Annotated in this window: 23 protein-coding genes; 15 read left to right on the plus strand and 8 right to left on the minus strand. The window is 72.0% G+C overall.

Annotated features, from left to right (window positions below):
• The first annotated feature begins 5 nt into the window (after positions 1–5).
• Complete coding sequence (locus tag U8525_RS09055) at positions 6–932, plus strand: TIGR02266 family protein (RefSeq protein ID WP_374263786.1); 927 nt, start codon at positions 6–8, stop codon at positions 930–932.
• Between the two features lie 62 nt (positions 933–994).
• On the opposite strand, the gene U8525_RS09060 is transcribed toward U8525_RS09055, so the two are convergent.
• Positions 995–2,068: a hypothetical protein gene (locus U8525_RS09060; protein WP_374263788.1), complete on the minus strand. Its 1,074-nt coding sequence runs from the start codon at positions 2,066–2,068 to the stop codon at positions 995–997.
• Between the two features lie 324 nt (positions 2,069–2,392).
• On the opposite strand from U8525_RS09060, the gene U8525_RS09065 reads away from it, so the two are divergent.
• From U8525_RS09065 to U8525_RS09075, 3 genes are all read left to right on the plus strand, one after another.
• Positions 2,393–2,827, plus strand: a complete 435-nt coding sequence (locus U8525_RS09065) for a cupin domain-containing protein (RefSeq protein ID WP_374263790.1) — start codon at positions 2,393–2,395, stop codon at positions 2,825–2,827.
• A gap of 171 nt (positions 2,828–2,998) precedes the next feature.
• On the plus strand, positions 2,999–3,898 hold the full coding sequence (locus U8525_RS09070; RefSeq protein WP_374263792.1) for an MBL fold metallo-hydrolase: 900 nt from the start codon (positions 2,999–3,001) through the stop codon (positions 3,896–3,898).
• A 49-nt stretch (positions 3,899–3,947) separates the two neighbouring features.
• Positions 3,948–4,400 (plus strand): GNAT family N-acetyltransferase, encoded by a 453-nt coding sequence (locus U8525_RS09075; protein WP_374264212.1) that lies wholly within the window; start codon positions 3,948–3,950, stop codon positions 4,398–4,400.
• 21 nt (positions 4,401–4,421) lie between these two features.
• On the opposite strand, the gene U8525_RS09080 is transcribed toward U8525_RS09075, so the two are convergent.
• On the minus strand, positions 4,422–6,644 hold the full coding sequence (locus U8525_RS09080; RefSeq protein ID WP_374263794.1) for an ATP-binding protein: 2,223 nt from the start codon (positions 6,642–6,644) through the stop codon (positions 4,422–4,424).
• 317 nt (positions 6,645–6,961) lie between these two features.
• Between U8525_RS09080 and U8525_RS09085 the strand changes: the two genes are divergently transcribed.
• The 3 genes from U8525_RS09085 (at position 6,962) to U8525_RS09095 (ending at position 9,858) form a co-directional block, all read left to right on the plus strand.
• On the plus strand, positions 6,962–7,237 hold the full coding sequence (locus U8525_RS09085) for a hypothetical protein (protein ID WP_374263796.1): 276 nt from the start codon (positions 6,962–6,964) through the stop codon (positions 7,235–7,237).
• A 265-nt stretch (positions 7,238–7,502) separates the two neighbouring features.
• Positions 7,503–8,516: a hypothetical protein gene (locus U8525_RS09090; RefSeq protein WP_374263797.1), complete on the plus strand. Its 1,014-nt coding sequence runs from the start codon at positions 7,503–7,505 to the stop codon at positions 8,514–8,516.
• Between the two features lie 148 nt (positions 8,517–8,664).
• Positions 8,665–9,858, plus strand: a complete 1,194-nt coding sequence (locus tag U8525_RS09095) for a peptidylprolyl isomerase (RefSeq protein WP_374263799.1) — start codon at positions 8,665–8,667, stop codon at positions 9,856–9,858.
• A 39-nt stretch (positions 9,859–9,897) separates the two neighbouring features.
• Here U8525_RS09095 and U8525_RS09100 read toward each other — a convergent pair whose 3' ends face one another.
• On the minus strand, positions 9,898–10,395 hold the full coding sequence (locus U8525_RS09100) for a hypothetical protein (RefSeq protein ID WP_374263801.1): 498 nt from the start codon (positions 10,393–10,395) through the stop codon (positions 9,898–9,900).
• Between the two features lie 211 nt (positions 10,396–10,606).
• Here U8525_RS09100 and ppk1 point away from each other — a divergent pair, with 211 nt between their 5' ends.
• Positions 10,607–12,772, plus strand: coding sequence for a polyphosphate kinase 1 (gene ppk1 / locus U8525_RS09105; protein ID WP_374263803.1), 2,166 nt, complete (start codon positions 10,607–10,609; stop codon positions 12,770–12,772).
• Between the two features lie 40 nt (positions 12,773–12,812).
• On the opposite strand, the gene U8525_RS09110 is transcribed toward ppk1, so the two are convergent.
• The 3 genes from U8525_RS09110 to U8525_RS09120 are packed head-to-tail and all read right to left on the minus strand — an operon-like array spanning position 12,813 to position 16,932.
• Positions 12,813–13,955 (minus strand): App1 family protein, encoded by a 1,143-nt coding sequence (locus tag U8525_RS09110; protein WP_374263805.1) that lies wholly within the window; start codon positions 13,953–13,955, stop codon positions 12,813–12,815.
• A gap of 32 nt (positions 13,956–13,987) precedes the next feature.
• Positions 13,988–15,841 carry a glycoside hydrolase family 15 protein gene (locus U8525_RS09115; protein ID WP_374263807.1) on the minus strand — a complete coding sequence of 618 codons (1,854 nt, stop codon included), beginning with the start codon at positions 15,839–15,841 and terminating at the stop codon, positions 13,988–13,990.
• Positions 15,838–16,932: a glucose 1-dehydrogenase gene (locus U8525_RS09120; protein ID WP_374263809.1), complete on the minus strand. Its 1,095-nt coding sequence runs from the start codon at positions 16,930–16,932 to the stop codon at positions 15,838–15,840. Before U8525_RS09120 ends, U8525_RS09115 begins: the two co-directional genes overlap by 4 nt.
• A gap of 228 nt (positions 16,933–17,160) precedes the next feature.
• Between U8525_RS09120 and U8525_RS09125 the strand changes: the two genes are divergently transcribed.
• The 4 genes from U8525_RS09125 to U8525_RS09140 all read left to right on the plus strand — a co-directional run bounded on the left by U8525_RS09125 (position 17,161) and on the right by U8525_RS09140 (position 20,621).
• Entirely contained in the window at positions 17,161–17,706 is a 546-nt protein-coding gene (locus U8525_RS09125) for a hypothetical protein (RefSeq protein ID WP_374263811.1), read from the plus strand.
• A gap of 137 nt (positions 17,707–17,843) precedes the next feature.
• Complete coding sequence (locus U8525_RS09130; protein WP_374263813.1) at positions 17,844–18,761, plus strand: ABC transporter ATP-binding protein; 918 nt, start codon at positions 17,844–17,846, stop codon at positions 18,759–18,761.
• Positions 18,762–18,774: 13 nt separating this feature from the next.
• Positions 18,775–19,536, plus strand: coding sequence for an ABC transporter permease (locus U8525_RS09135; protein WP_374263815.1), 762 nt, complete (start codon positions 18,775–18,777; stop codon positions 19,534–19,536).
• 68 nt (positions 19,537–19,604) lie between these two features.
• Entirely contained in the window at positions 19,605–20,621 is a 1,017-nt protein-coding gene (locus tag U8525_RS09140; protein ID WP_374263817.1) for an ABC transporter substrate-binding protein, read from the plus strand.
• Here the strand turns inward: U8525_RS09140 and U8525_RS09145 are convergent.
• On the minus strand, positions 20,618–21,046 hold the full coding sequence (locus U8525_RS09145; RefSeq protein WP_374263819.1) for a hypothetical protein: 429 nt from the start codon (positions 21,044–21,046) through the stop codon (positions 20,618–20,620). The genes U8525_RS09140 and U8525_RS09145 overlap by 4 nt on opposite strands.
• A 207-nt stretch (positions 21,047–21,253) precedes the next feature.
• On the opposite strand from U8525_RS09145, the gene U8525_RS09150 reads away from it, so the two are divergent.
• Positions 21,254–22,225, plus strand: a complete 972-nt coding sequence (locus tag U8525_RS09150) for an NYN domain-containing protein (RefSeq protein WP_374263821.1) — start codon at positions 21,254–21,256, stop codon at positions 22,223–22,225.
• Between the two features lie 54 nt (positions 22,226–22,279).
• Here U8525_RS09150 and U8525_RS09155 read toward each other — a convergent pair whose 3' ends face one another.
• Entirely contained in the window at positions 22,280–24,322 is a 2,043-nt protein-coding gene (locus U8525_RS09155) for a PilZ domain-containing protein (RefSeq protein WP_374263823.1), read from the minus strand.
• 415 nt (positions 24,323–24,737) lie between these two features.
• Between U8525_RS09155 and U8525_RS09160 the strand changes: the two genes are divergently transcribed.
• Positions 24,738–25,226, plus strand: coding sequence for a YkgJ family cysteine cluster protein (locus U8525_RS09160; RefSeq protein ID WP_374263825.1), 489 nt, complete (start codon positions 24,738–24,740; stop codon positions 25,224–25,226).
• A 71-nt stretch (positions 25,227–25,297) separates the two neighbouring features.
• The gene (locus U8525_RS09165; protein WP_374263827.1) at positions 25,298–26,020 is read left to right on the plus strand and encodes a hypothetical protein; all 723 of its coding nucleotides are present in this window, start codon (positions 25,298–25,300) and stop codon (positions 26,018–26,020) included.
• Positions 26,021–26,060 lie beyond the last annotated feature (40 nt).

Here is a 26,060-nt window from a genome sequence, read left to right on the forward strand (position 1 = left end):
CACCCATGCCCTCCTCCCCCACCCCCTCCCGGGAAGCCGAGCTGGCGCGCGCCGAAGCCGACATGGCGAAGCTGGAAGCCCAGCTCGCCGAACAGGTCGCCCGCGCCACCGCCGACGCGGCCGCGTTGAACGAACGGCTCGTCCGCATGCGCCAGGCCCTGGCCAGGCCGGAGCACGCCGGAGAGTCGCGCCTGTCCCAGTGGGCCATGCGCCTGGAGGACACCGAGTCCCCCGAGCCGTCCCCGGAGCTCGCGCGCCTGCGTGAGAAGGCCCTGGACGCGCGCGAGGCCGCGCTGGACACGCGCCGGCAGGCCGGGCTGGACCTCCAGTCCGCGCTGCGCGTGCAGAAGGAGGACGCCGCCCGCGTGGAGAAGGCGCTGACGTCCGCCGAGGCCGACCTGAAACGCGTGGAGGACGCCGCCAGGGCCCGCGCCGAGGCCGAGGAGAAGGCCCGCCGCGCGGCGGAGGCGGAGCCCCAGAAGGTCGTCCCGCCCGCGGCCCTGCGGCCGTCCCCGCCGAAGGCCTCCGAGGAGACGCCGACCCGCGCGGAGCGCCCCCCGGCGCACGCGGCCGCCACGCCCGCGAAGCACGACGCGCGCAAGGCGGGCCGGGTGCGGATGCACACGACCATCGACACGCGCAGCGACTCCAACTTCTTCACCGGCTTCTCGATGGACATCAGCGAGGGCGGCATCTTCATCGCCACGGTGGAGTCGGTGCCGCGCGGCACGGCGGTGGAGCTGGACTTCACGCTGCCGGGAGGCCGGCCGCTGACGGTGAACGGCGTGGTGCGCTGGGCGCGCGACGGCAATGACCGCACGCCGGACCTGATGCCGGGCGTGGGCGTGCAGTTCACCACGCTGCCGCCGGAGGTGGCGCACGCCATCTCGTCGTTCGTGGCCACGCGAGACCCGCTGTTCTACCCGGACTGAAGCAGCGTCACGCGGCCCCAACGCCCGCGCGAACACATGTCCCCCGGCCGTGCGCCTGTGCGTCAGGGCTGGTTGGGATTGCCGATGCCCTGGAAGGGATTGAACGTGTACGTCGTGGAGAACTGCGACGACGGGCTGAAGTAGTACGCGGCCAGCTTCGCGGGGTCCTTGGCGATTTCACCGCGCAGGACGGGGCCGTCGTTCTGGTCGTCCCAGCCCCAGGGCGCGTTCGCGGAGTTGGTGCCGCAGTTGCCCACCACCAGGCCACAGCCTCCGCTCGTGTCTCCCCGGAACGTGCCATCGGACGCGAACAGCGAGGTCAGGTCTCGGCGCGGCCACAGGCCGTCGGTGGGGCTGTAGATGTCGAGCAGCTTGTAGCGCACGTCCGGATCCGTCGCGGACGAGGGCTGCTCCGCCAGCGTGAGCGACGGGTAGTACTTCACGCCGTCTCCGACGATGTCGTAGTACGGCCACGCCTTGAGGCCGTGGCCCTTGGCCTCCTGCGCGGTGATGGGGTGCAGCTCCCCCTCGAAGGAGGCCATGGACAGCGTGCCGTCAATGGACTCCGACCCCGACCCGAGCGGGCTGCCGGACGGCACGAACGAGTAGAAGTCCTTGTGCGCCACCGTCACCGCGCCCACGAGCGAGCCGTACTCGCTGCCGTCGCGCTTCACGATGAGCAGCACGCCCTCGCCGTCGTTCTCGTGCTCGGTGTCGAAGATGGAGTCGGACCAGTCTCGCGGGTGGAAGAACGTGTAGAGCAGGTACCAGTGCGTGGAGGTCTCCACCACCGACTGGTAGGCGTGCGCGGTGAGCGCTCGCGAGCCCGTGTTGTCCCAGTTGTTCGTCCCGCTCCAGTCCCCGTCGAAGTCCACGCGGGTGATGAAGTCGGACTTGCCGCTCAGCGAGTGCGAGCCCGTGACGTCCACGTCCTGGTAGTGGATGGGCGCCCACCGCTTCGTCAGCGCCGCGCGCGCCGCGGACGAACCCACGCCGTTCAACAGCGCCTGCCGGCCCTGCGCGAACAGCTCCTCTTCCTCCAGCACGCCCTCACCGCAGGCGGAGAGCCACAGCAGGGCCGTGGTGACAGCCGTGAACTTCAGGACAGGGGGCAGACGGCGCAGCAATGACCGCATGGGGACCGGCCTTTCCTTGAGAGAGGAAGGCGGTCATCAGACATCACCACGGAATATTTGCGAAAGAAGCTTTCATTGAATTTCGAGTCAAACCGACATGGCTCACGGCGGCCGTTTCCGCTCGCGGGGCCACCGACGGCGGAGCTCCGGACCCGCGAAGCGGGCCTGCCGCCCGATGGGACAATCCCTATCCTACCAGCGCCATCCGTCGGATACCGGACCGGCCCCCCGTGGCGGGGGGTGAAACACAGGCCCTGTCTCTGGCAGAAACCAAGACAACCCATGAGGGATGGGACCACGTCCCCCTGAAGGAGTCCCTGTCACATGAGCACGATTCTCCGGACCCCACCCCTCACCGGCGGCCGTCCCCCTCGCTGGGACTCGCGCCGCCGCGCCCCGGCCGCCCCCGCGGCCCTGCCTCCCCTGGAGAAGGTGAACCTGGCCCACGCGTCCACCCACCTGCCGGAGCCCGGCGTGGTCCGGCCCGTGGGCATGCTCCACGGCCAGCCCGTGCACCTGGTGCGGCTGACGGGCACCGGCCCCTGGTGCCGGCACGCCGCGGGTGATGCCCTGTTCTTCGTCACCCGGGGCGCCCTGCGGGTGGAGCTGCGCGAGCGCGCCGTGGACCTGGAGGAGGGCGAGCTGCTCATCGTCCCCCGGGGCGTCGAGCACCGCCCGGTCGCTGACGCGGAGGCGCTGGTGCTGATGTCGGCTCCCCCGCTCGACGGGGAGGCGGCCGGGCAGTCTCCCGCCCCCTGAGCGCAGGCCTGACGCCTCCCGGGCGGGCGAGCCCCCGTCCCGCCGGAGCGCGGTGATTCCTCCCACGGGGCGCACAGCGCACTTTTGCCTTGAACGAACGGAAGGAGGCTTCCCGCGTCGGTCCACCCGTCGCCGGACGGCCGCCGCCTTTCACAAGGAGCGGGAGTCGCCATGCGCATCCACCACCTGAACTGCACCACGATGTGCCCGCCCGGCCGGCGGCTCATGGATGGGCGGCGCGGCTTCAGCGGCCCGGCGGCGCTCACCTGCCACTGTCTGGCGGTGGAGACGGCGAACGGCCTGGTGCTGGTGGACACCGGCTTTGGCCTCAATGACGTGTACGCGCCGCGCGTGCGGCTCCATCCCTTCTTCCGCGACCTGCTCTGCCGCCCCGCCCTGGCGGAGGAGGCCACCGCCATCCGCCAGCTGGAGCGGAAGGGGTTCCACGCCAGCGACGTGCGCGACATCGTCCTCACGCACCTGGACTTCGACCACGCGGGCGGCCTGGATGACTTCCCCCACGCGCGCGTGCACGTGCTGGCGGAGGAGTACCGCGTGGCCACCGCGCAGAGGTCGTGGCTGGACCGCGCGCGCTTCCGCCCGCCGCAGTGGTCCAAGGAGACGCGGTGGGAGACCTATGTCCCGCGCCGGGGCGAGAGCTGGTTCGGCTTCGACTGCGTGCGCGAGCTGACCGGGCTGCCGCCGGAGATCCTCCTGGTGCCGCTCGTGGGCCACACGCTGGGACACGCGGGCGTGGCCATCGACACCGGCGACGGGTGGCTCCTGCACGCGGGCGACGCGTACTTCTACCACGGCGAGATGGACCTGGACCGCTACCGGTGCACCGCCGGCCTGCGCGCCTACCAGAAGCTGATGCAGAAGGACGGGTGGATGCGCTGGTACAACCTGCGCCGGCTGCGCGAGCTGGTGCAGCGCCACGGCGACCAGCTGACGGTGTTCTGCGCGCACGACTCGCTGGAGTTCGAGCGGCTGGAGGAGCGCGAGAAGCTGCCCGAGGACTTCCCCATCCAGCCCGGCCTCGTCGCCCCCGTGCCGTCGCTGCACCTCTAACCTGCTTCCGGTAGGCTCGTCACCCGGCTCGAGGAGACCGGCTCTCTTGGTGATCTTGCGCAGCGTGACAGCTGAAGACCTCCCGCTCTTCTTCGAGCACCAACGGGACGCAGCCGCGCTGCGCATGGCCGCGTTCCCATCGCGGGAGCGCGATGCCTTCCTGACCCACTGGCGCACGCAGGTGCTCCGCCCCGAGAACGTGACCCGCACCATCGTCGTTGGCGGCCTGGTCGCTGGGTACGTCAGCAGTTGGGAACAGGACGGCAAGCGCCTCGTCGCCTATTGGATGGGGCGCGAGCACTGGGGCAAGGGCGTCGCGACACGGGCGCTCTCGGAGTTCCTCGTGCATGAGCCGGTTCGTCCGCTCCATGCGTGGGTCGCTGTCCACAACGTCGGGTCGATGCGCGTCCTCGAGAAGTGTGGCTTCCGCGCGGTGGCCCAGGAGCCCCCGCAGCACGCGGACGGAGTTGCCGAGGTGCTCATGATGCTGGGTCCGAGGTAGCCGGCCCGCGCCGTCCCCGCGTCAGGGAGGGGGCGGAGCCTGCTGGAGCGGAGGAGACTCCGCCGGCGGCGGCTCCTCCACCGGCCGGGGCGCGCGCGGCAGGTCCACCGTGAAGGTGGAGCCGCACCCCGGCATGCTCTCCACGCGGATGGCGCCGCCGTGCGCCTCCACCAGCTGGCGGGCGATGTAGAGCCCCAGCCCGTAGCCGGCCTCCGCCTTCGCGGCGCGCTCCCGCTCGAAGCGCTCGAAGACGCGGCGCTGGGCCTCCGGCGCGATGCCCACGCCCTCGTCCCGCACGCGCAGCCGCGAGTGGTCCGCGTCCAGCGCCGTCACCGTCACCGTCACCGGGTGGCCCCGGCCGAACTTCAGCGCGTTGGACAGCAGGTTCGTCATCACGCGGTCCAGGCGGATGCGGTCCCACTGGCCCACCTGCCCCGCCTCCACCGCCAGCCGCAGGTCGCAGCCCGCCTCCACGGCCGCGTCCGCGAAGCGCTCCACCACCTCGCGCGCCAGCTCCCCCAGGTCCATGGGGGCCGCGTCCAGCAGCCGCTTGCCGGAGGACAGCCGCGACAGGTCCAGCAGGTTGTGGAGCAGCTGCCCCAGCCGCTGCGCCTGCCCGCGCGCCGCCACCAACCCCTGCCGCACGTCCTCACCCCGGCTGGCCGCCTGCGCGCGCTGCACCTTGGTGAGCAGCAATTGCAGCGCATGCAAGGGATTGCCCAGGTCGTGCGCGGTGACGGCGATGAGGTCCACCGCCTCGCGCGCCTCGCGCAGGAGCCGCGTGTTCTCCAGGGCCAGCGCCGCGCGGCCGGCCAGCTCCTCCACCAGCACCTGGTCCGCCTGCGTGAAGCGGCGGTGCCCCCGGGCCGTCAGCAGCACGAAGGCGCCCAGCGTCTCGCTGCCCGTGCGCAGCGGCACCACCATCGCTGAACCGATGCCGATGCGCTCGATGAGCAGCCGGTGCTCGTCCGTCTCCGCGGAGGCGGCCAGCTCGTCCTTCTCCACCTCCACGTCCATCCGCGAGCGCCCGGTGCGCATCGCCTCCCAGACGGCCGGCGGCATGCCCACGCGGGGCGGAAAGCGCCGCAGGGCCTCCCACAGGCTCGCCTCGCGCTCGGGCTGCACGTGCGTCACCGCCCGGGGCCGCAGCTCGCCCGCCGGGGTGAGCAGGTAGAGGATGCAGCCGTCCGCCACCTCCGGCACCAGCAGCCGCGCCACCTCCGCCGCCGTCAGGTCGGGGTCCAGGGATTGGAAGACGCGGCCCGCCTCCGCGAGCAGCTCCTGCATCCGCTCCTGCCGCCGCTGCTCGGTGATGTCGCGCGTCACCACGGAGAAGCCCTGGGGCCGGCCGTCCTCGTCGCGCAGCGCGGTGATGGACACCTCCGCCCAGAACCGCGAGCCGTCCTTGCGCTGCCGCCAGCCCTCCGTGCGCAGCCGCCCCTCCAGGAGCGCCCGGGACAGCTCCCGCTCCGACTGGCCCGCCGCCGCCTCCTCGGACGTGTAGAAGCGGGAGGCGGGGCGGCCCAGGATCTCCGCCTCGCTCCAGCCCTGGATGCGCTCGGCGCCCGGGTTCCAGCTGGCCACCCGCCCGCGCGCGTCCAGCAGCACCAGGGCGTAGTCGCGCACGCCCTCCACCAGCGCCTGGAAGCGGTGCGCGCTGGCCGCCGCCTCGCGCCGGAGCGGGTGCAGCCGGCGCTGGAGCACCCACGCCAGCGCCGCCGCCACCGTCAGCCCCAGCAGGGACGCCACGAGCAGCAGCGCGGACTCCCACCGGTCCACCCGCACCGCGGCCTGGCTCTCCCGGGCCAGGCGCGCCTGCACCGCGCGCTCCAACTGGGCCTGCGCCTCGCGCACCCGCCCGTGGGCCCGGGCCAGCCGCTCGCGCGCCCGCCTCTGCTCCTCCGGATCGTCGGAGGTGTCCAGGAGCGCGCGCAGGGCGTCCTCGTGCGCCTGCTCCACGATGCGGATCTCCTCCACCAGCGCCTGGTCCTCGGGGGCCGCCAGCCGGGTCCGCAGCCGCTCCGCGGTGTCCAGGAAGCGCTGCCGGGCCTGCCCCGTGTCCCGGCTGAGCGACTGCCCGCCCGCCAGCAGCGCGCTGTTGGCCAGGGACACCTTGTCGCTGAAGGCCCGCCCCAGCAGCCCCACCTCCTGCAGGTCCAGGGAGCGCTCCATCACCCGCGACTGCACGGACGCGCGCGTCAGCAGGAGCGCGCCCACCGCCAGGAGCAGCAGGACGAGCGCCACCCCGAGACTCGCCCCGAGCCCCCACCCCTCCTCCGCTCGTGCGCGCCTGGGACCTGCCATGGGTGTCCCTTCCCCGCCAGACGCACGTGCCCCGCCGTGCCCCCGCGTCCATTCACGGTGGGGCCCCCTTGACCCCGCGCCCACCCCCTCCCTGGTCCGTGCGGTGTCCACCAGTGCGCGCCTCCCCGGCGGACGGGGTGGGACAGTGACGCCTTTCCGACCGCCGGAGACCCACCGCGGCTTGTGGGCGCTTCGCGGGGGCGGGGCCGCTCCCCACCCTGGCCCTTGGGGCCGATGACGGGCGACGGGAACGGGGCATGGGGCGAACGGGCGGTGGGGTGGGCTGGGTGTTCGTCGTGGGGCTGTGGATGGCGTGCGGCCGGGCGCTGCCGGAGGACACGGCCTCCTCCACGCTGGACTGGTGGGACGGGTCCTTCTGCATGCCCATGACCTGCGAGTCACAGGGGCTGGACTGCGGCTACGCCATCGACGGGTGCGGCGGCACGCTGCACTGCGGCGAGTGCGCCGAGGGCCAGGCCTGCGGCGGGGGCGGCGTCCCCAACGTCTGCGGCCCCTGCCCCGGGTGCCCATGAGCCGCGAGGCCTCGGGCCAGAACCCCGGCCACGCCCCGCGCTGCCTCACCGGCTGCCGGGGCACGGAGCCGGGCCGCGCCGTGCGCCCACATCCCACGACACAAGAGGCCCGGCGTTGACGCTCCGTGCCACAACCTGGGTCTTCCCCTCACCTTCTCAGCCCATGTGAGGTGCTGCGCAACTGATCGACGGGCGCAGCGATAATTCCCGCAAGTCGTTCGCAGCCTCTTCCCATTTTCCTCGAACTCCGACGAGGGAGCCCCACATGAGCTTCATCGACCGCGCCCGCAGTGCCGTCACCAACACCATCCGCCACGTGCAGCAGGACCCCATCAAGGCGGCGAAGGACATCGGGACGCAGGCGAAGAAGGGCTACGACACCTTCAACAAGGTGAAGACGGCCGTGAAGGACGGCTTCGACAACGTCAAGAGCCTGAAGACGGACGGCTTCAAGGCGACGTTGAAGGGCAACGTCGACAAGCTGGTCTCCAAGGCCACGGACCCGAAGACCAAGCTCGACCTCAAGGGCAAGCTGGGCATCGCGGGCAAGGCCTTTGGCACCATCACCAGCGCCGCGAAGCTGGTGGGCCAGACGGGCACGGCCATCAAGGACGTGCGCAACGCCGTGCGCTCCGGCAGCAGCGAGGACTGGAACAAGGCGCTGGGCTCCGTCGCCACCGCCGGCAAGGGCGCGGTCAGCACCGTCAAGGGCGGCCTCGAGATCGCCCGCGACGTGAACAAGTTCGGCAGCGCGTACAAGGCCGCCAGCAGCGCCTTCAAGGCCGCGGTCCCGGGCGCCGGCCCCAAGCTGGCCCGCGCCGCCGCCGGCGCCGCCGCCAAGGCCGCCTTCGAGGGTGGGGCCGCCTCCGCCATCAAGAACGGCGTGCGCACCGCCGTGAAGGCCGCCGTCAGCGAGAGCGGCGTGGCCCTGAAGGCCGCCACGGGCACCGCGACCCGCGCCGCCGCCCGCGCCGCGCTGTCCGAGGGTGGCAAGGCCGCCGCCAAGGCCGGCGCTTCCGCCGCCGCCCGCGCCGCCGGGGGCACCCTGGCCAAGGCCGCCGGCCGCTTCGCCCCGGGCGCGAACGTCGCCATCGCCGCCTTCGACACGGCGAACGCGGTCTCCACCCTGCGCGACCCGAACGCCAGCACCACCAAGAAGGTCACGGGCGTCATCACCGCCGTGGGCTCCATCGCCGCCGCCACCAACATCCCGGTGGTCAGCCAGGTGGGCGCCGCCGTCTCCGCCGTCTCCAGCTTCGTGGGCGGCCTGTTCGGCTAGTCCGCGCTGAAGTGACGCAGGGCCCCGGGCGGCGACGCCCGGGGATGTCCCCGGGGGGCCCTTTTCTGGTAGGCACCGTGACCGTGTGAGACGCGCTCGTTTCAATCCCCTCTGGGACCACGGTCGCTACCTGCCAGGAGGCCCTCCGGTGGCCACGAAGAAGAACCCTCCCGAGAAGTCTCCGGCCCCCGCCGCCAAGGCGCCCGGCCCCTCTTCCGCCCCGGCGAAGCCGGCGAAGTCCGCCGCCGCCCCTGGAAGCCCCAGGCCCCCGGAAGCGCCCGCCCCCGCCGAGGCCCCCGTGCGGCAGCTGGTGCAGCGGCTCCCCGTGGCGCCCGGCCTGGGCCACCTGGCGGACCTGCCGCAGGTGAAGGCCCCCTCGCTGGAGAACCTGGACATCCGCGTGCCCCAGGGCGAGGACCTCACGGAGGAGGACCTCCTGGAGCGCTTCCACGAGCTGGCCCGCGCGAAGGCGGAGTCCCGGCCGCGCGCGGAGGGCGAGGCGCTGGCCATGGGCGACGACGTGTGCCTGGACATCCTGGGCTACGCCAACGGCCGCCTCATCCCGCTGAGCACGCGCGTGGGCTTCTGGATGGAGCTGGCGCCGCAGCTGATGCTGCCCGGCTTCGCGGAGGTCATCGCCGAGGCCAGCGTGGGCGACAGCGTGGAGGTGGGGCTGGTGCTGCCGGACGACTACCCGGCGGAGCAGCTGCGCGGCATGCCGGCGCGCTTCCTGGTGGACGTGCGCGCCGCGCGCGAGGTGCGCATGCCCGACACGGAGTCGGACGCGTTCCTGAAGCTGCTGGGCCGCGGCTCCACGCACGAAGAGGTCATGAGCTCCATCGTGGACGAGATGGAGGGCGAGCTGGCCGACCTGCTCTGGGTGGACGCGCGCAACCGCGCCCTGGACGAGATCGTCGCCCGCTCCGACGTCACCGTCCCCAAGCCGCTGGTGGACGAGGAGATCCGCCGCCGCTGGCAGCAGGCCGAGGGCGAGGTGCTGGCGCAGAAGTTCTTCAGCCTGGAGGAGCAGCAGGAGGCGCTGGACGGCTGGCTGCACCACCCGGGCATCCGCGACGACGTGGAGCGCCGCCTCAAGATCGCCCTGGTGCTCCGCGCCATCGCGCAGCGGGACAAGCTCCAGCTCACGCCGCAGGCCGCGCTGGAGCTGCTCAAGGAGTCCTCGGAGCCCTTCGGCATCACCGAGGCGCAGCTGCGCGAGTCCATGCTGGACCCGACCGCCTCCGCGCAGATGATGGACGTCGCGTGGCACCTGCTCGCCGTGGAGCACGTGATGACGCAGGCGAAGGTCACCTTCGAGGGCGCCGAGGAGGGGCTCGCCTGAGGGCCGGGCGCCCCCGGCCCCGCTCCGGAGGCCGGGCGGCTACCCCGCCGGGTTCTGGGGCGCGGGCGGCTGCCCGGGCGCGATGAAGTCCCCCGTCGCGGGGTCTATCTGCCAGGCCGAGTACTGGTGCGTGAAGACGTCGCGCACCTGCCCCTGCTCGTAGCAGACCGAGTACACGACGAAGACCTCGTTCACGAAGTTGGGCCGGCCGTAGCGGTAGCAGTCCCGGTCCCCCTGCTTCTGGAGCGTGAGCGGGTGGCCCAGCAGGCCGCCGACCTCCTGGGTCGTCATCCCCGCGCGCAGCACCTTGATGCCGTGCGGGGTGACGACGGAGAAGGACGTCCCGTTCGCTCGCCAGAGCGCGAAGAAGCCCAGGGCGAGCACCACCGGCACCGCGGCGGCCACGAACCAGGTGAAGGTGAAGCGGTGGGACTTCTTCCGGGACCCTTCCCGGAAGGCCGTGAACAGGGCGTCCGGAGAGGTGTCCGCGGGAGCACTGTCCTCGACGGCGGGAAGCGGGGGATTGGGAACGCTCACCCTTCTTGAATGCCGTCAGTGCCGGGCGGATTCAAGCGGTGGACTGCCGGAGAGTCCACAGCTCGCCCGGCTCGTCGTCCACTGCCCGGGTCGTCCGGGGTGGGATACGCCCGGATGTCCGGTTCCGGGCCAGACGTGCGAGTTCACAATCGGCGCGGTGCGGGACTGCTAGACGGGCACACCCAGGGCTCATCTCGAGGAGTCACACATCATGGCGAAGCGCGCCGCTGCGAAGGGCACCCAGCAGAAGGTCGTGGACCGGGACGCGGTTCCCCCGGGCACGGAGATGCCGGACAGCGACCTGTTCTTCAACCGGGAGCTGTCGTGGCTGGCCTTCAACGACCGGGTGCTGCAGCTGGCCGAGTCGCCGGAGGTGCCGCTGATGGAGCGGCTGAAGTTCACCTCCATCTACGCGCGCAACCTGGATGAGTTCTTCATGATCCGCGTGGCGCGGCTGCACGAGCAGATCTCCGCGCGCGTGGGCCGGCTGGTGCCGGACGGCGCGTCCCCGGGCGACACGCTGGACAAGCTGCACACGGGCATCCTGGAGCAGGGCCGGCGCCACGCGGACTGCTTCGAGAAGGTCCTGCGCCCCGCGCTGGCGGAGAAGGGGCTGCGCATCCTGTCCATGAAGGAGCTGGACGCGGAGCAGCGCGCGCAGGTGGATCAGCGCTTCCGCGAGCAGATCTTCCCCGTGCTCACGCCGCTGGCCATCGGGCTGGGGCGGCACTTCCCGTACATCTCCAACCTGTCGCTGAGCCTCGCGGTGCTGCTGCGAGACCCGGTGGCGGAGGAGGAGAGCGTGGCGCGGGTGAAGGTGCCCAAGGAGATCCTCCCCCGCTTCGTGCCGCTCAAGGGGGGCACGCTCTTCGTGCCGCTGGAGGAGATCATCGCGCAGCACCTGGGGGACCTGTTCCCCGGGATGGAGGTCCTCAACTGGAGCCTGTTCCGCGTGACGCGCGACGCGGACTTCACCGTGTCCGAGGACGCGGAGGACCTGCTCAAGGCGGTGGAGACGGAGCTCAGCCAGCGCCGCTTCGGGGACGTCATCCGGCTGGAGGTCCAGTCGGGGATGCACGCGAAGCTGCTGGAGCCGCTGGTGGAGGCGCTCACGCTGGACCCCCTCCAGGTGTACGAGGAGAGCGGCCTCCTGGACCTGGCGGACGTGATGTCGCTGGCGATGACGCCGGGCTTCTCCGAGCTGCGCGACCCGCCGTGGACGCCGGTGACGCAGGCGCGGCTGCGCACGGACAGCGAGTCCCCGGACGGCGGCGGCACGGTGATGTCCGCGATGCGCCGGGGCGACCTGCTGGTGCACCACCCCTATGAATCCTTCGCCAGCTCGGTGGAGCGCTTCGTGAGCGAGGCGGTGGAGGACCCGGACGTGCTGGCCCTGAAGCAGACGGTGTACCGCACGTCGGACAGCTCCCCGCTGGTGCCCGCGCTCATCCGCGCCACGGAGCACGGCAAGCAGGCGGTGTGCATGGTGGAGCTGAAGGCGCGCTTCGACGAGCGCACCAACATCCGCTGGGCGAACGCGCTGGAAGAGGCGGGCGTGCACGTCGTGTATGGGATTCCCAGCCTGAAGACGCACGCGAAGGCCATCCTCATCGTGCGGCGCGAGGGCGAGCGGGTGCGGCACTACGTGCACATCGGCACGGGCAACTACAACCCGAAGACGGCGCGGCTCTACACGGACCTGGGGTTGTTCACCACGGACCCGGACATTGGCGCGGACGTGGCGGACGTCTTCAACTTCCTCACCGGCTTCGGCCGGCCGCGCTCCTTCCGCAAGCTGCTGGTGGCGCCCCTGACCATGCGGGAGGGGCTGCTGGAGGAGATCAAGAAGACCCAGGCCGCGCACACGCCGGAGGCGCCCGCGCGCATCCTGATGAAGATGAACGCGCTGGTGGACCCGGGCATCATCCGCGCGCTCTACGACGCGTCCCGCGTGGGCGTGCGCGTGGACCTCAACGTGCGCGGCATCTGCTGCCTGAGGCCGGGCCTGCCGGGCGTTTCCGAGCACATCCGGGTGGTGTCCAACCTGGGCCGCTTCCTGGAGCACCCGCGCATCTACGCCTTCGAGCGGGGCCCCACGTCGCGCTGCTACATCGGGTCCGCGGACCTGATGCCGCGCAACCTGGACCACCGCGTGGAGATCCTGGCGCCGGTGGAGGACCCCGCCCTGGCCGCGCAGGTGAAGGACGTGGTGGAGCGCTGCATGGTGGACACCAGCGGCGCGTGGGAGCTGGGCCCGGACGGCACGTGGCGGCGGCGCACCGCCGCCACGCCCAGCGACAAGCGCTCCGCCCAGGGGGAGCTCATGGAGCGCGCCATCCGCATGATGCAGGTGCAGAGCGGCCGCCCCGTGGGCTGAAAAGCGCCCGGCGCCGCATGGGACGAGGCGCGGAGGCCGCTCAGCCCCGCTCGCCCAGGACGCCGCGCGCGGCGTCCTCGCGGCGGTGGGCCTCCACCTCCGGGACCTCCTCCCAGCGGATCCACCCGGCGCGCGCCGCGTGCCGCGCGGCGGCCACCGTGTCGTCCACGGCGACCAGCTCGCTGCCCGCGTCGCGGATGTCCCTCGCGATGGCCTCCAGCTCCTGGCCCCGCCTGGAGCGCCCCGGCACGTTGCGGATGTAGACGCAGCGGATGCGGCCCGGGTACTCGCGCGCGATGGTGCGGTAGTGCTCCGCGTCCTCCTGCCCGCTGTCCCCAATCAGCACGAAGGGCAGGTGGGCCAGCGTCTCCAGCACGCCGCGAATCTTGTCCAGCTTGTGCCCGTGCCCCCCGCCCGGCGCGAAGCCGTGCCGCGACAGGCCCCAGTCGCGCAGCAGCAGCGGACCGACGGGGATGCGGTGGATGGCGAGGAACTCGTCCAGGTGCTCGTAGAGGTTCCAGGGGCTGCTGGAGACGTAGAAGATGGGGTTGTCCGCCGCGCCGGAAGCGCCCGCCTGGAGCGCCGCGTAGAACGCGTCCACGCCCGGGAAGGGCAGCCGCACCCGGTGCTCCGTGAGGAACAGCGCCCACGCGCGCTTGAGCGGATCCGTCACCCCCGTGGCGATGACCGTGTCGTCGATGTCGCTGATGACGCCCAGCTCCGCGCTCGTCCCCGCCACGCGCACCGGCGCCGTCACGCGCGGCACGCCCTCGGCCTCCGGCGACAGCAGCTCCAGCTCCACCATGTGCCAGCCGGAGCGCACGCCCTCGGGCGGGGGCACCCACAGCTCCAGGAAGCCCTCCTCGTCCGTCACGCCCTCCCAGCGCTTGTCTCCCCAGCGCACCGCCACGTGCGCGCTGGCGATCTCCCGGGTCATGTAGCGCTTGTAGGAGGCCACGGCGCTGCTCCACAGCGTGTGGCGCTGGCGCTGGGGCGTCACCTTGCGCTCCTCCAGCACGCGCGCCTTGATGACCACGCGCTCCGGGGTGCCGTAGCCCCGGTACGGCAGGATGCGCAGCGGCGGGGCGATGCCCAGCCCCTTGCGCACGCGGCGGCTCAACACGTCGTACTGGGCATCCGCCTTGACGGCGAAGCGGAACAGCAGCGGGTACAGGTCGGGCATGGCGGGTGCGCGCGAGTCTACCGCCCCCTCCGTCAATCGTGGCGGCCCAACGTCCGGTCCAGGTTGTACGCGGCGCTGATGAGCGACAGGTGCGTGAGCGCCTGCGGGAAGTTGCCCAGCGCCTCGCCGGACAGGCCCGTCTGCTCCGCGTACAGCCCCAGGTGGTTCGCGTAGCCCTGCATCCGCTCGAAGATGAGCCGCGCCTCGTCCAGCAGGTCCGGCCGCACGGTGCTCGCGCGCGTCATCGCCTCCACCAGCCAGAAGCTGCACAGGTTGAAGGTGCCTTCGCTGCCCTCGATGCCATCCAGCGTCGCGTCCGCCTCGTAGCGGAACACCAGGCCGTCCGACGTCAGGCCCCCGTGCCGGGGCGCCTTGCGGATGACGTCCAGCGTGGAGAGCATCCGCGGATCCACCGGGGACAGGAAGAACACCAGCGGCATCAGCAGGTTCGCCGCGTCCAGCGCGTCGTGGCCGTAGGCCTGGATGAAGGCGCCCTTCTCCTGGCACCAGCCCTTGTCCATGATCTCCTCGAAGATGGCGTCGCGCGTCTTCAGCCACTTCGCCCGGTCCGCCGGCAGGCTGCGCTTGTCCGCGAGCCGGATGGCCCGGTCCACCGCCACCCAGCACATCAGCTTCGAATAGACGAAGTGCCGGCGCGAGCCGCGGATCTCCCAGATGCCCTCGTCCTCCTTCTGCCAGTGGTCGCACACCCAGTCCACCAGCCGCCGCAGGTGCCGCCAGAAGTCATAGGAGATGGGCGCGGCGTACTTGTTGGACAGGTACACGGAGTCCATCAGCTCGCCGTAGATGTCCAGTTGGAGCTGGTTCGCCGCCGCGTTGCCGATGCGCACCGGGCTCGCGCCGCCGTAGCCGCGCAGGTGATGGAGCTGCTCCTCCGGCGGCACCGGGCTGCCGTCCAGGCAGAACATCAGGGGCAGCGGCCCGTCCCCGTTCTCCGCGCAGCGCTTCTCCACCCAGCGCATGAAGGCGGCGGCCTCCTCGTTGAAGCCGATGCGGATGAACGCGTAGACGGTGAAGGCCGCGTCGCGCAGCCAGCAGTAGCGGTAGTCCCAGTTGCGCGTGCCGCCCGCGGACTCCGGCAGGCTGCACGTGGGCGCCGCGATGATGGCCCCGGACGGCTCGAAGGTCATCAGCTTCAGGGCCAGCGCCGAGCGCTGCACCATCTCCCGCCACCGCCCCGTGTACTTGCACCTGGACAGCCAGTGGCGCCAGTAGTCCACCGTGTCGCGGAAGAGCTTCTCCGCGGAGTCATGCGTGTGCAGGTGGTGGTGGCAGCCCTCCTTGCCCCCCTCGCGCAGGGTGAAGACCGCGGACTGGCTCTCCTTCAGCGTGAAGTGCGCGACGACGCCGTTCTTGTCCTGCCGCAGCGGCACGTTCGTCACCAGCTGCATGCTCAGGCCCTTGGAGAGGAAGGCCGCGCCCCCCTCCACGATGTGCGTCTCGTGGTCGTCCCGGGCGTAGTTGAACGCCGGGAAGCACTCCATGCGGAAGGCCATCTCGCCGCGCACCACGCGGATGCGCCGCAGGACCTCGCGCCCCTCCGCCTTCGCCCCCCGGCCCAGGGGCATCAGGTCGATGAGCTCCCCCACGCCGTTCGGCGTGTAGAAGCGCGTCACCAGCACGTTCGTGTCCGGCCAGTAGAACTGCCGCTTCTGGACGTTGTCCGGCTCCGGGGACACGCGCCAGTACCCGCCCCGCTCCGGATCCAGCAGCGCCGCGAAGACGCTGGGGCTGTCGAAGTACGGGAAGCACATCCAGTCGATGGTGCCCTCGTAGCCCACCAGCGCCACCGTGCGCAGGTCGCCGATGATGCCGTGGTCCTCGATGGCCACGCCGCCCTTCAGGTCCGTGTGATGCAGGTTCACCGGGCATGCTCCTGGAATGAGATGACGTGCTTGATGCCGCCCCTCGCCTCTACCACCTTCGCGAGCTCCGACGGCGGGTGACGCCGGGTGATGAGCGCCTCCACGCGCCCCGGCCACCTCGCGCGGAAGCGCTCCAGGTCCTCCAGCGCCTCACGGAAGTCGCTGTCCGCCGCGTTCACCGTGCCGAACATCACCCGGTTGCCCAGGACGAGCTGCCCCAGCACCTGGTCCCCCCGCAGCTCCAGCGGCTCCTCGCGTCCGGGCACGCCGGTGAAGATGAGCACGCCGTTCTCCTCCAGCACCTGGAGCGAATCGAACGCCACCTTCGACGCCCCCGTCGCCTCGTAGATGAGGCCCACGCCGCCCAGCCGCTCCTTCAACGCCGCCGCCGTCACCTCCTCCGAGGAGAGGTACGGCGCGCCCACCGCCTCGGCCGCGGCGGCCTTCTCGTTGGGCTTGGGGCTGCGCGAGTACATCGTCACGTCGAAGCCCGCGCGCAGCAGCGCCATGGCGCCCAGCTGCGCCACCGGCCCCGCGCCCAGCACCAGCGCCTTGCCGGGGCCCACCTTCCACGGCAGGCGGGACTGGATGTGCGCCACCTGGCGCAGCCCCTTCTCCGCGATGGTGAGCGGCTCCGTGAGCACGGCCACCTCGCGCAGGCTGTCATCCGCCTTGTGCAGGTAGGCCGCGTCCTCCACGAAGTGCTCCGCGCAGAAGCCGTGCGCGCCCTGGATGCCGCGCTCCGTGTAGTCCCCCGTCACGCAGAAGTCCGGGTGGCCGTGGCGGCACGCGGGGCAGTGCGCGTGCGGACAGGGCCGGCGCACGCGGGGCACCACCAGGTCCCCCGGCTTCAGCCCCTGCACGTGCGCGCCCACCTCCAGCACCTGGCCCAGGCACTCGTGGCCCACGATGAGGTGGTCCTCGCCCCGGGGCGCGGCGCCGTGGTGGCCCTCCAGGAGGTCCTGGTCGGTGCCGCACACGCCAATCTCCAGCGTGCGGACCTTGACCTCGGTGGGCGAGTGCAACCGCGGTTCGGGGACGTCCAGGACGCGCACCTCGCGCGAGGGGAACATGACGGCCACGGCCTTCATGGGCTCAAGGACTCCTTCCGGGCGAAGTGCTGCATGTCCCAGGACAAGGGGTGAGGACGTGGGACCCATGCCGCAAGTGCCCGCCCGCCGCCCCGGGCGCCGCCGGCCGGTCCGCCGGCGGCGACCGCCGCTGAACAGCCCGGGCCGCCCGCCTGCCTGGAGGGCGACACCCGCGGGCGCGTGAAAGCGCTGCCCCCAAAGGGGCGCGCGGGTCTATAGAACCCAACCGTGCGTGCGCCCCCCGCCTCCCGACCCAGCCGCGCCACCGCCATCGGTGCCGCGGCCTTCCTGCTGCTCGCCCTGCCCTTCCTGGTGCTGGGGGTGTTCTTCCTCGGTCAGCAGGCGCGCATGGACCTGCGCTGCGGGCGCCAGGGCCCGTGCGTCCTCACCCGCTCCAGCTGGCTGAGCGAGGAGGAGGTGGGCCGCTACGCGCCCCAGGACATCCGGAGCGTGGAGGTGGCCCGCAGCCGCAGCACCCGCCGGGGCGCCGCGCCCATCTTCCGGGCCCAGTTGCAGACGACCTTCGGCGCCCAGCCGCTCGCCTACCAGTGGACGGAGGACGAGGCGCAAGCCCAGGCCTTCGCGGACACCGTGCGGCGCTACCTGGCGGGGCCCCGCACGGACGCGCTCGCGGTGTTCCAGGACGACCGCCGGGCGTCGCTGACCGTGGGCGGCGCCTTCACCGGCGTGGGCCTGGGCGCGCTCATCGCGAGCCTGTGGCTGTTCTCCCGCACGCTGGCGCACCGCAGGGCGGAGCAGGCCGCCACCGCCTGAGCAGCGGAGTGTCCGGCGGCGGGGAAAAGCAGCCGGCCGGACGCGCGGCGTTCACGTCCTGTCCTACAGTGGAAAGCGCCTGCCCGCTTCCGGGACCCGCCTGTGCGACCCGGGGGCAGATGAATAGGTTCTGGCGAATGTTTCGACGCCTCATCGAGCGGATGCGGGGCCTGCGCCAGGCGGCGCCCCACCTGCTGCGGCCCGCGAACGTGGACGCGGACCGGGCGAAGATCTCCATCGCCCAGCTGGGCCATCACTACGCCAACAAGGTCGTGGCGCTGAAGGACGTGAACCTCAACGTCCGCTCGGGGGAGTTCGTCTGCCTGCTCGGTCCGTCCGGCTGCGGCAAGTCCACGCTGCTCTACGCGCTGGCGGGCCACGTGGTGCCCACCGGCGGCAGCGTGGCCATCGACGGCAAGCCCATCCACGGGCCCGGCCCGGACCGGCTCCTCATGTTCCAGGAGGCGGCGCTGTTCCCGTGGCTCACCGTGCGCGGCAACATCACCTTCGCGCTGGCCGCCCGGGGCGTGCCCCGCGCCGAGCGCCGCGACCGGGCCAACACCTTCATCCAGCGCGTGCGCCTGGAGGGCTTCGAGGACACGCTGCCCCACCAGCTCTCCGGCGGCATGAAGATGCGCGCCAGCCTCGCCCGGGCGCTCGCGGTGGACCCCACCGTGCTGCTCATGGACGAGCCCTTCGGCGCGCTGGACGCCCAGACGCGCGTGCACATGCAGGAGCTGCTGCAAGCCATCTGGCTGCGCTCCGGCAAGACGGTGGTGTTCGTCACCCACGACGTGCAGGAGGCGCTGATGCTGGGCACCCGCGTGGTGCTGATGGCGCCCCGGCCGGGCCGCGTGGTGGAGGACCTGGAGATCCACCTGCCCATGCCGCGCTCGCTGGAGGACCCGTCCCTGGACGCGATGGCGCGCGACATCCGCCACCGCCTGCGCGCCGCGGAAGGGCAGGCTCCGGAGGCCCCTCCCACGGAGCCCCTGCACCGCCGCGCGCGCACGCCGTCCAGCCTGCCGCGCGCCAGCGCCGTGACCGGCCGTTAGAGGGGACACCGCCATGCTGAAGTGGGCGCAGAAGCTGGGGATGATCGCGCTGCTCTTCGCGCTCTGGGAGGGGCTGTCCCGCTCGGGCCTGTGGAACAAGCACCTGTTCCCCGGGCCGCTGGAGGTGGTCCAGACGCTCGTCGCCATGGCCCGCGACGGCCAGCTCGGTGGCGCCACGCTGCGCTCGCTGGGCCGGCTGATGCACGCCTACCTCCTGTCCGTGGGCATCGGCGTCCCGCTGGGGCTGTGCATCGCGCGGCTGTCCTTCTTCCGCAACGCGGTGAAGCCGGTGGTGATGGGCCTCCAGGCCCTGCCCTCCATCTGCTGGCTGCCGCTGGCCCTGCTGTGGTTCGGCCTCAACGACAGCGCCATCCTCTTCGTGGTGGTGATGGGCAGCGTGCTGGGCATCGCCATCGCCACCGAGGACGCGGTCAACGGCCTGGACCCGCAGCTGGCCCGCGTGGCCCGCACCCTGGGCGTGCGGGGCCCGCGCTTCTACTTCGGCGTGCTCCTGCCCGGCGCGCTGCCCGGCATCGTCACCGGCCTCAAGCTGGGGTGGAGCTTCGCGTGGCGCGCGCTGCTCGCGGGCGAGCTGCTCTTCGTCTCCGGCGGCCTGGGCCAGCTGCTCACCATGGGCCGCGAGCTGATGGACGTGTCGCAGGTGATGGCGGTGATGCTGGCCATCATCCTCATCGGCGTCACGGTGGACCGCGTCCTCTTCCAGACGGTGGAGACGCGCCTGCGGCGCCGGTGGGGCCTGACGGCGTCCGTGTGAGCCGGGAGACGCTTGCGCCCTCACGGGCATTGAAAACAGGCGGGGAGTCTCCATTAGCGTGACGCCCCATGGCTTCCGCGCGCCCCCTGTCCCTGCTCCTGGGTCTCTGCTGCGTCCTCCTGACCTCCGTCGCGTCCTGCAAGAAGGACGCGTCCTCCAACGCCAACGCGCCCCTGCGCGTGGCCTTCTTCCCCAACATCACGCACGCGCAGGCGCTGGTGGCGAACGCGGAGGGGCTCTTCGGGTCGCAGCCCGGCATGGGCCACGTGGAGGCGCGGCAGTTCAACGCGGGCCCCGCGGCCATGGAGGCGCTGGTGGCCGGCTCCGTGGACGTGGCCTACGTGGGCCCGGGCCCCGCCATCAACACGTACCTCAAGGCCGGCAAGGAGCTGCGCATCATCGCGGGCGCGGTGAACGGCGGCGCGGTGCTGGTGGTGAAGAACGCGAAGACGGCCCAGGAGCTCAAGGGCAAGAAGCTGGCGACGCCGCAGCTGGGCAACACCCAGGACATCGCCCTGCGCCACTGGCTGAAGGCCCAGGACCTGAGCCTCGCCACCGACGCGGGCGGCGACGTGCAGGTGATTCCCATCAGCAACCCGGACATCCTGGGCCAGTACCTCCAGGGCGCCATCGAGGGGGCGTGGGTGCCCGAGCCCTGGGGCGCGCGCATGCTCGCCGAAGGGGGCGGCCACATCCTGGTGGACGAGCGCGACCTCTGGCCGGACAAGCGCTTCCCCACCACGGTGGTGGTGACGACGAAGAAGGTGCTGGAGACGCAGCGGCCGCGCATCGCGGCGCTCCTGCGCATCCACGTGGCGCTCACCGAGCGCTGGCGCGCGGACCCGCGGGCCTTCGCCACGTCCGTCAACGCCGCCTTCGGGCAGCTCACGCGCAAGCCCCTGCCGCCGCCCGTGCTCCAGGACGCCTTCTCCCGCCTGGAGCCGAGCCTGGACCCGGTGCCCGCCGCGCTGAAGACCTCCGCCGAGCACGCGAAGTCGCTGGGCTTCATCCCCAGCGACGACCTCGCGGGGCTGGTGGACCTGAGCGTCCTGGACGAGGTGCGCGGCGGCGCGAAGCCGGACTAGTCCCGCTTCTCCCCCTGGAGGGACAGGGCCACGTTGTCCGTCTTCTCCACCTGGTAGAGGGCCAGGACCTGCTGCCCCTTCTCCGGCTGCTTGTGGATGGTCAGGGCGCTCAGGTCCAGCGGCACCACCGGCCCGCTCACGTCGCGGACGTACAGCGTCATCCCGGACCGCTTCACCACCGGCCCGCTGACCTGGCGCATCCGGTCCGGGTCCGGCGTGAGCTGCCGCACGGACTGGCCGGGGGAGATGAGCTCCGGCGAGGTGGTGGGCACGGTGCCCACCACGTTCGAGGGGCTGGTGCTGGCCGGCTCCGTGTACGATGACGCGTCGGCGGGGCCGTCGGCGGCCCTGCCGATCTGGGGCTCGTGCGCCAGGGCGGGGCCGGCGCCCAACAAGAGGCCGAGCGTCGGCGCGGCCCACACCATGGTTCGCCATTGTCTGCGGAATCCGTGCATCATGGTGACACCTCCGTGTCACGGGGGCGCTGCCCCCGGGGTCTGTTCCAACGTAGGGTGGGCGGCACTGAATGTTCAGCGGCGGAACACGGGCCGTGCGCGCGGCAGCGTCCCCACAGTAGGGTGGGCGCAGCGCACGCGAGCCAAGGACCGCTCGCAAACGAATACGAGGCACCTTTGGCTGGACGTACCGACGAGCAGCACCGCATCGCCCTCTTCATCGACTTCGAGAACCTGGTCACCAACACCGGCATCAGCGCCAACAACTTCGACCTGCAGCCCGCCCTGGACCAGCTCCTGGAGCAGGGCAAGGTCGTGTTCCGCCGCGCCTACTGCAACTGGTCGCGCTTCGAGGACGCGAAGCAGCGCCTGCACGACGTGGGCGTGGAGCTGGTGGACGTGCCCCCCTCCACCCGCGCCGGCAAGAACAGCGCGGACATGCGCCTGGTCATCGACGCGCTGGAGCTGTGCTACGCGCGCGAGCAGATCGACACCTTCGTCATCGCCTCCGGCGACAGCGACTTCTGCCCCCTGGCGTACAAGCTGCGTGAGAACGGCCGCACCGTCATCGGCCTGGCCGTGCGTGAGGCCAGCTCCCAGATGTTCGTGCGGGCGTGCGACCAGTTCATCTACATGAAGCCCAAGCACCGGGGCGAGTCCTCGCACAAGGACAAGGAGCACGGCGGCCGGGGCGCCAAGGGCGACGAGGGCAAGGGCGGCAAGCGGGGCGGGAAGGGCCACGACAAGGGCCACGACGCCAAGGCCGAGGGCAAGGGCGGCAAGCCCAGGGCGGAGGTGCCCGCCGTCGCGCGCGAGGTGGTGCAGAGCCTGCTGCGCCGCGCGACCGGCCCGCTCAACCCGTCGCTCATCAAGGAGACCATCGTCCGCAAGGAGCCCGACTTCGACGAGCGCGACCACGGCTTCTCCACCTTCGCGCGGCTCCTGGAGGCGCTGGAGCAGGAGGGCCTCCTGCGCCGCATCCAGCAGGGGCGCCAGGGCTACATCGTGAGCCCGGACTCGGACTTCGGCGCTCCCGCGCACGAGGGCAAGGGCGGCAAGGGGCGCCACGGCAAGGCGCCCGCCCCGGCGGTGGAGGAGGAGGAAGAGGAGCTGGAGTCCTATCCGGACCCGGAGGACGAGGGGCTGTAGTCCCTCACGCCGAGGCGGCGGGCCGGAGGTGCGCTTCCGGCCCACGCAGGCCCGCTACGCCGCGCGCGGCGTGGTGGACTCGCAGAGGTGCTCCAGGAACTCCGGCAGCAGGCGGGCGGACATCACCCACAGCTTGCCCTCGCCCAGGTCCGCCAGGGACACGCGCTCCGCGTACTCCACGCAGGCCGCCTCCACGTAGTGGACGAACACCTTGCGGTCGCGCGCGCGGTACCACTCCGCCGCGTGGCCCAGGAGCGCCACGAACGCGTCCTGCACCTCCGGCCGCGCGTCGTCCTCCAGCGGCACCAGGCGCACGCCATCCAGCACGTTGAAGAGGTTGAGGCCCGGCTGCGCGGACTCGAACACCGCGAAGGCCACGGCGCGGCCCTGGTGGCGGGCCACCACCAGCTCGCGCTCGCGGGACAGGCCCGCGTCGCCCCAGCCGGTGCGCGTGGTCTCCAGGTCGAAGCGCTCCGGCACCAGGTCCAGCGCCTCGCGGTAGGCCTCCGGGCGGGTGTCCGCGACGCGGGCGAAGAAGCTCGCGCGCTCCTCCTGCGTGGGCACGCCCACCGCGATGCTCGCGGGCTTCGTCCACGCGCTGTCCACCTCGCCCTCCATGAGGCGGAAGGGCACGAGGCACGTCTGGCCGGTGTGCGCGTACCAGGTGGCGAAGTCGAACTTCGTGTAGCGCACCCAGCGCACGTTGGCCTCGCAGTAGGCGAAGAACCACTTCACCTCGGGGTCGGCCTGGGTGGGCTCGTAGCCGCGCAGGTAGATGTCGCGCAGCGCCTCGCGCGCGGTGGAGCGGCTGCCCGCGGGCTGGTGCCGCGCCAGCTGGTGCGCCATCCAGCTGCCCGCGTAGGGCTTGAGCACGGACAGCGTGGCCTCCATGCCCTCCTCCGCGGGGCGCACCACGCGGTAGCCCAGGAGCGGCGCCTCCTGGAGCTTGTCCTGCGTGCGGGAGAACTGGTCGCGCAGGCTGGTGAACTTCTCCGGCTCCTTGCCCGGGAGGCGGAAGTAGCCGGAGCGCTCGAAGAGCTTCCACGTCGCGTCGTTCCAGTCGCCCTCCACCTTCGTGGTGGGGTGGGCCTGGGCCTCCACCAGCGCGCGCCACGCGCGGGCCCCGTCGGCGTCCAGGGGCCGGACGCTCACGCCGCAGCGGCGGCCATGGGGCGTGCTGGAGATGTTGCGCACCTCCGCGCGCAGGCGCACCGGCGCGTGCCCGTCCAGCGCGACCTCCAGCACCGGCAGGCGCAGGCCCGGGTACATCAGGTCCTCGCCGGGCTCGGTGAGGAAGGACAGGCCTTCATAGGAGACATCCAGCAGGCCGCGGCGCACGTGCACCTGGGGCCAGAGCGGGTGGTCGAACTCCAGCGTGCAGGACGCGCTGGCCTGGGTGCGGCGCAGCCAGCGGTGGCGGAAGCGCACGAGCGACGTGGGCGCCGGCATCAACAGCAGGCCGCCCTCCACGCGCGCGGCGTCCGCCTGGAAGTGCACCACGCTGGAGTAGCCGAACGCCTCCAGGGTGAGGGGGCCCGGGGGGAGCGCGCCGTGCAGCTGCCAGCCGAACACGTCCTGGAGCGGCTCGAAGAAGGCGCAGGTGACCTCCACCTCGGCGTGGCCGTCGCGCGAGCGCAGGACGCCGCGGGCCTGGCGGGCGGCGAGCGCTTCACAGATGCGCGCCACGCGGTCCGCGCGCTCAATCTGCTCGCGCCACACGGGCCGCGTCTCCGGCGTGAGCAGCAGGCCGTTGTCGCGCAGCGACTCCAGGAGCCCCACGATGCGGCGGCCCGCGTCCAGCGGCGGCGCGACGAAGCGCAGGCTCACCTCCGGGCGCATCGCGTTGACGCCAATCACCTCCGCGTCCAGCGCGGTGGCCCAGCGCTCGCCCTCCCCCACCACCACGGACGCGGCCTGGCCCTTGCGGGGCACCGCGCGCGACTCCAGGTGGAGCGTCAGGTGCTCCAGGGACAGCTGCACCAGGTGCCCGGAGGAGAAGTCCGCGCCGAAAGAGGCCGCCGCGCTGAGCGCCGTTCTCACCCGGTAGCCGAGGAGGGATTCACGGCCAGCGAGCACGTCGTGAGTGTCGGTGTGCATGGGGGCTCCCTGAAGTATTGCGGGGCATGATTCTACGACGTCCGAAGAAACAGTGTTGTCCCCGGTTACGCGTGACCCGGGGAACTCGGATTCCCACAGAGTGGAGATCATTCACTCCGCCTGCACTGAGACCTTTGGGCGGTGACCTCGGCCGCGGATCGGACTGTCTTGAATTGGTTTTTCATGAGCCGGGGTTCTTCCTCCACGGACAGGCGCATGGCCTTCGGAGACAGGTGCAGGCGCGTCCCGCCCTCGGGTCGTGCGCAACCCACGAAAACAGGGCGACTCTGACACATGGCACACGCGGAGCATGTCGCATGTCGACTGGTGAGACATGCCTTGCCTCCGGGGCGGAGGTGGGGGCGCGCGCGTTGGGGGATGACTCGCGCCCGCGCGGGGCGTTATCCCGCACGGCATGTCCTCCGCCCTGTCCAGCCTCTGTCTCCACTGCGGCATGTGCTGCGACGGCACCCTCTTCACGCAGGTGCCGCTGCGGCCCGCCGAGGCGGAGGCCTTGCGCCAGCGCGGCTTGTCGCTGACGGTGAAGGAAGACGGCGCGGTGGTGCTGCCCCAGCGCTGCGCCGCCCTGGAGGGCCTGTGCTGCACGGCCTACGCGGAGCGCCCGGACGCCTGCCGCCGCTACCGCTGCCAGCTGTTCAACGCGCTGGCGGAGGGAGAGGTGTCCCTGGGGGAGGCGAAGGGCGTGGTGGACGCCGCGCACGCGAAGGTGGACGCGGTGGTGGCAGGTGTGGGTTCCGCTGAAGGTGGAAGGGGCTCCGCGATGCGCCAGGCGCGGGTGGCCGCGGCTTCATTGGAGCTGTCCGCCGAGGCGCGTGAGGCGCTGGCGCACGCGGAGGTGTACCTGGACCAGCACTTCCGGGGGCGCTTCCGTCGCTCGGGGTGAAAGCGCGTATCCGGGGGCCTGGAGGGCGGCTAGGGTGACGCGGCCCTCTCCTCGACCGAGGTCCTCCTTCCATGAAGACGTCCCTGCTGGCCGTGCTGTCCTCCGCCGTGCTGCTCGCGGGGGCTCCTGTCTCCGCGCAGGGGGGTGACGCCTTCGTGACCGCCGCGCAGGCGGACCTGGACGGAGACGGCAAGCCGGACGCGGTGGCGCTCACGGTGGGGGCGGACGGGAAGTTCACGCTGAAGGTGGGCGGCGCGACGTTGAAGGGCGACGCGTCCGGCAACGAGGTGACGGGCTTCCAGGTGGTGGACCTGGACACGGGCGACAAATGGAAGGAGCTGCTGGTCCAGACGCTGGGGGAGCTGGACGACGGCCACCGCTATCTCCTCTACGGCTACGACGGCAAGGCGGTGAAGCCGCTGGGGGACGTGCACGCGCTGACGGAGGCGAAGGGCAACGGCATCGTCCTGGTCGATAGGTGGATGGGCTTCTGGCAGAAGCGGGACAAGTACACGCTGGACCGCAAGGCGTGGAAGCTCGTGTACGTGCCGCAGGAGCTGTACGCGGTGGGCGTGGAGGCGACGGTGAAGAAGTCCTTCCCGCTGGCGCAGGGCCGCACGGGCTCCGGGGTGGTGGCCACGACGGCCCAGGGCTCCAAGGTGCAGGTGCTGGCCGCGAGCGTCCCCGCGAAGGGGGAGGTCCAGTACCTGGTGAAGTCCTCCACCGGGCTGCTGGGCTGGGTGCGGGAGCAGGTGCTGGTGGACTCCACGGACGGGCTGCCGCTGGCGGGGTGAGTCACTCCGGCTCCGCCGGAGCAGACGCGATACCGCTGGA

It is taken from the genome of Corallococcus sp. RDP092CA, from assembly GCF_041903675.1.
In the GTDB taxonomy this organism is placed as follows: domain Bacteria; phylum Myxococcota; class Myxococcia; order Myxococcales; family Myxococcaceae; genus Corallococcus.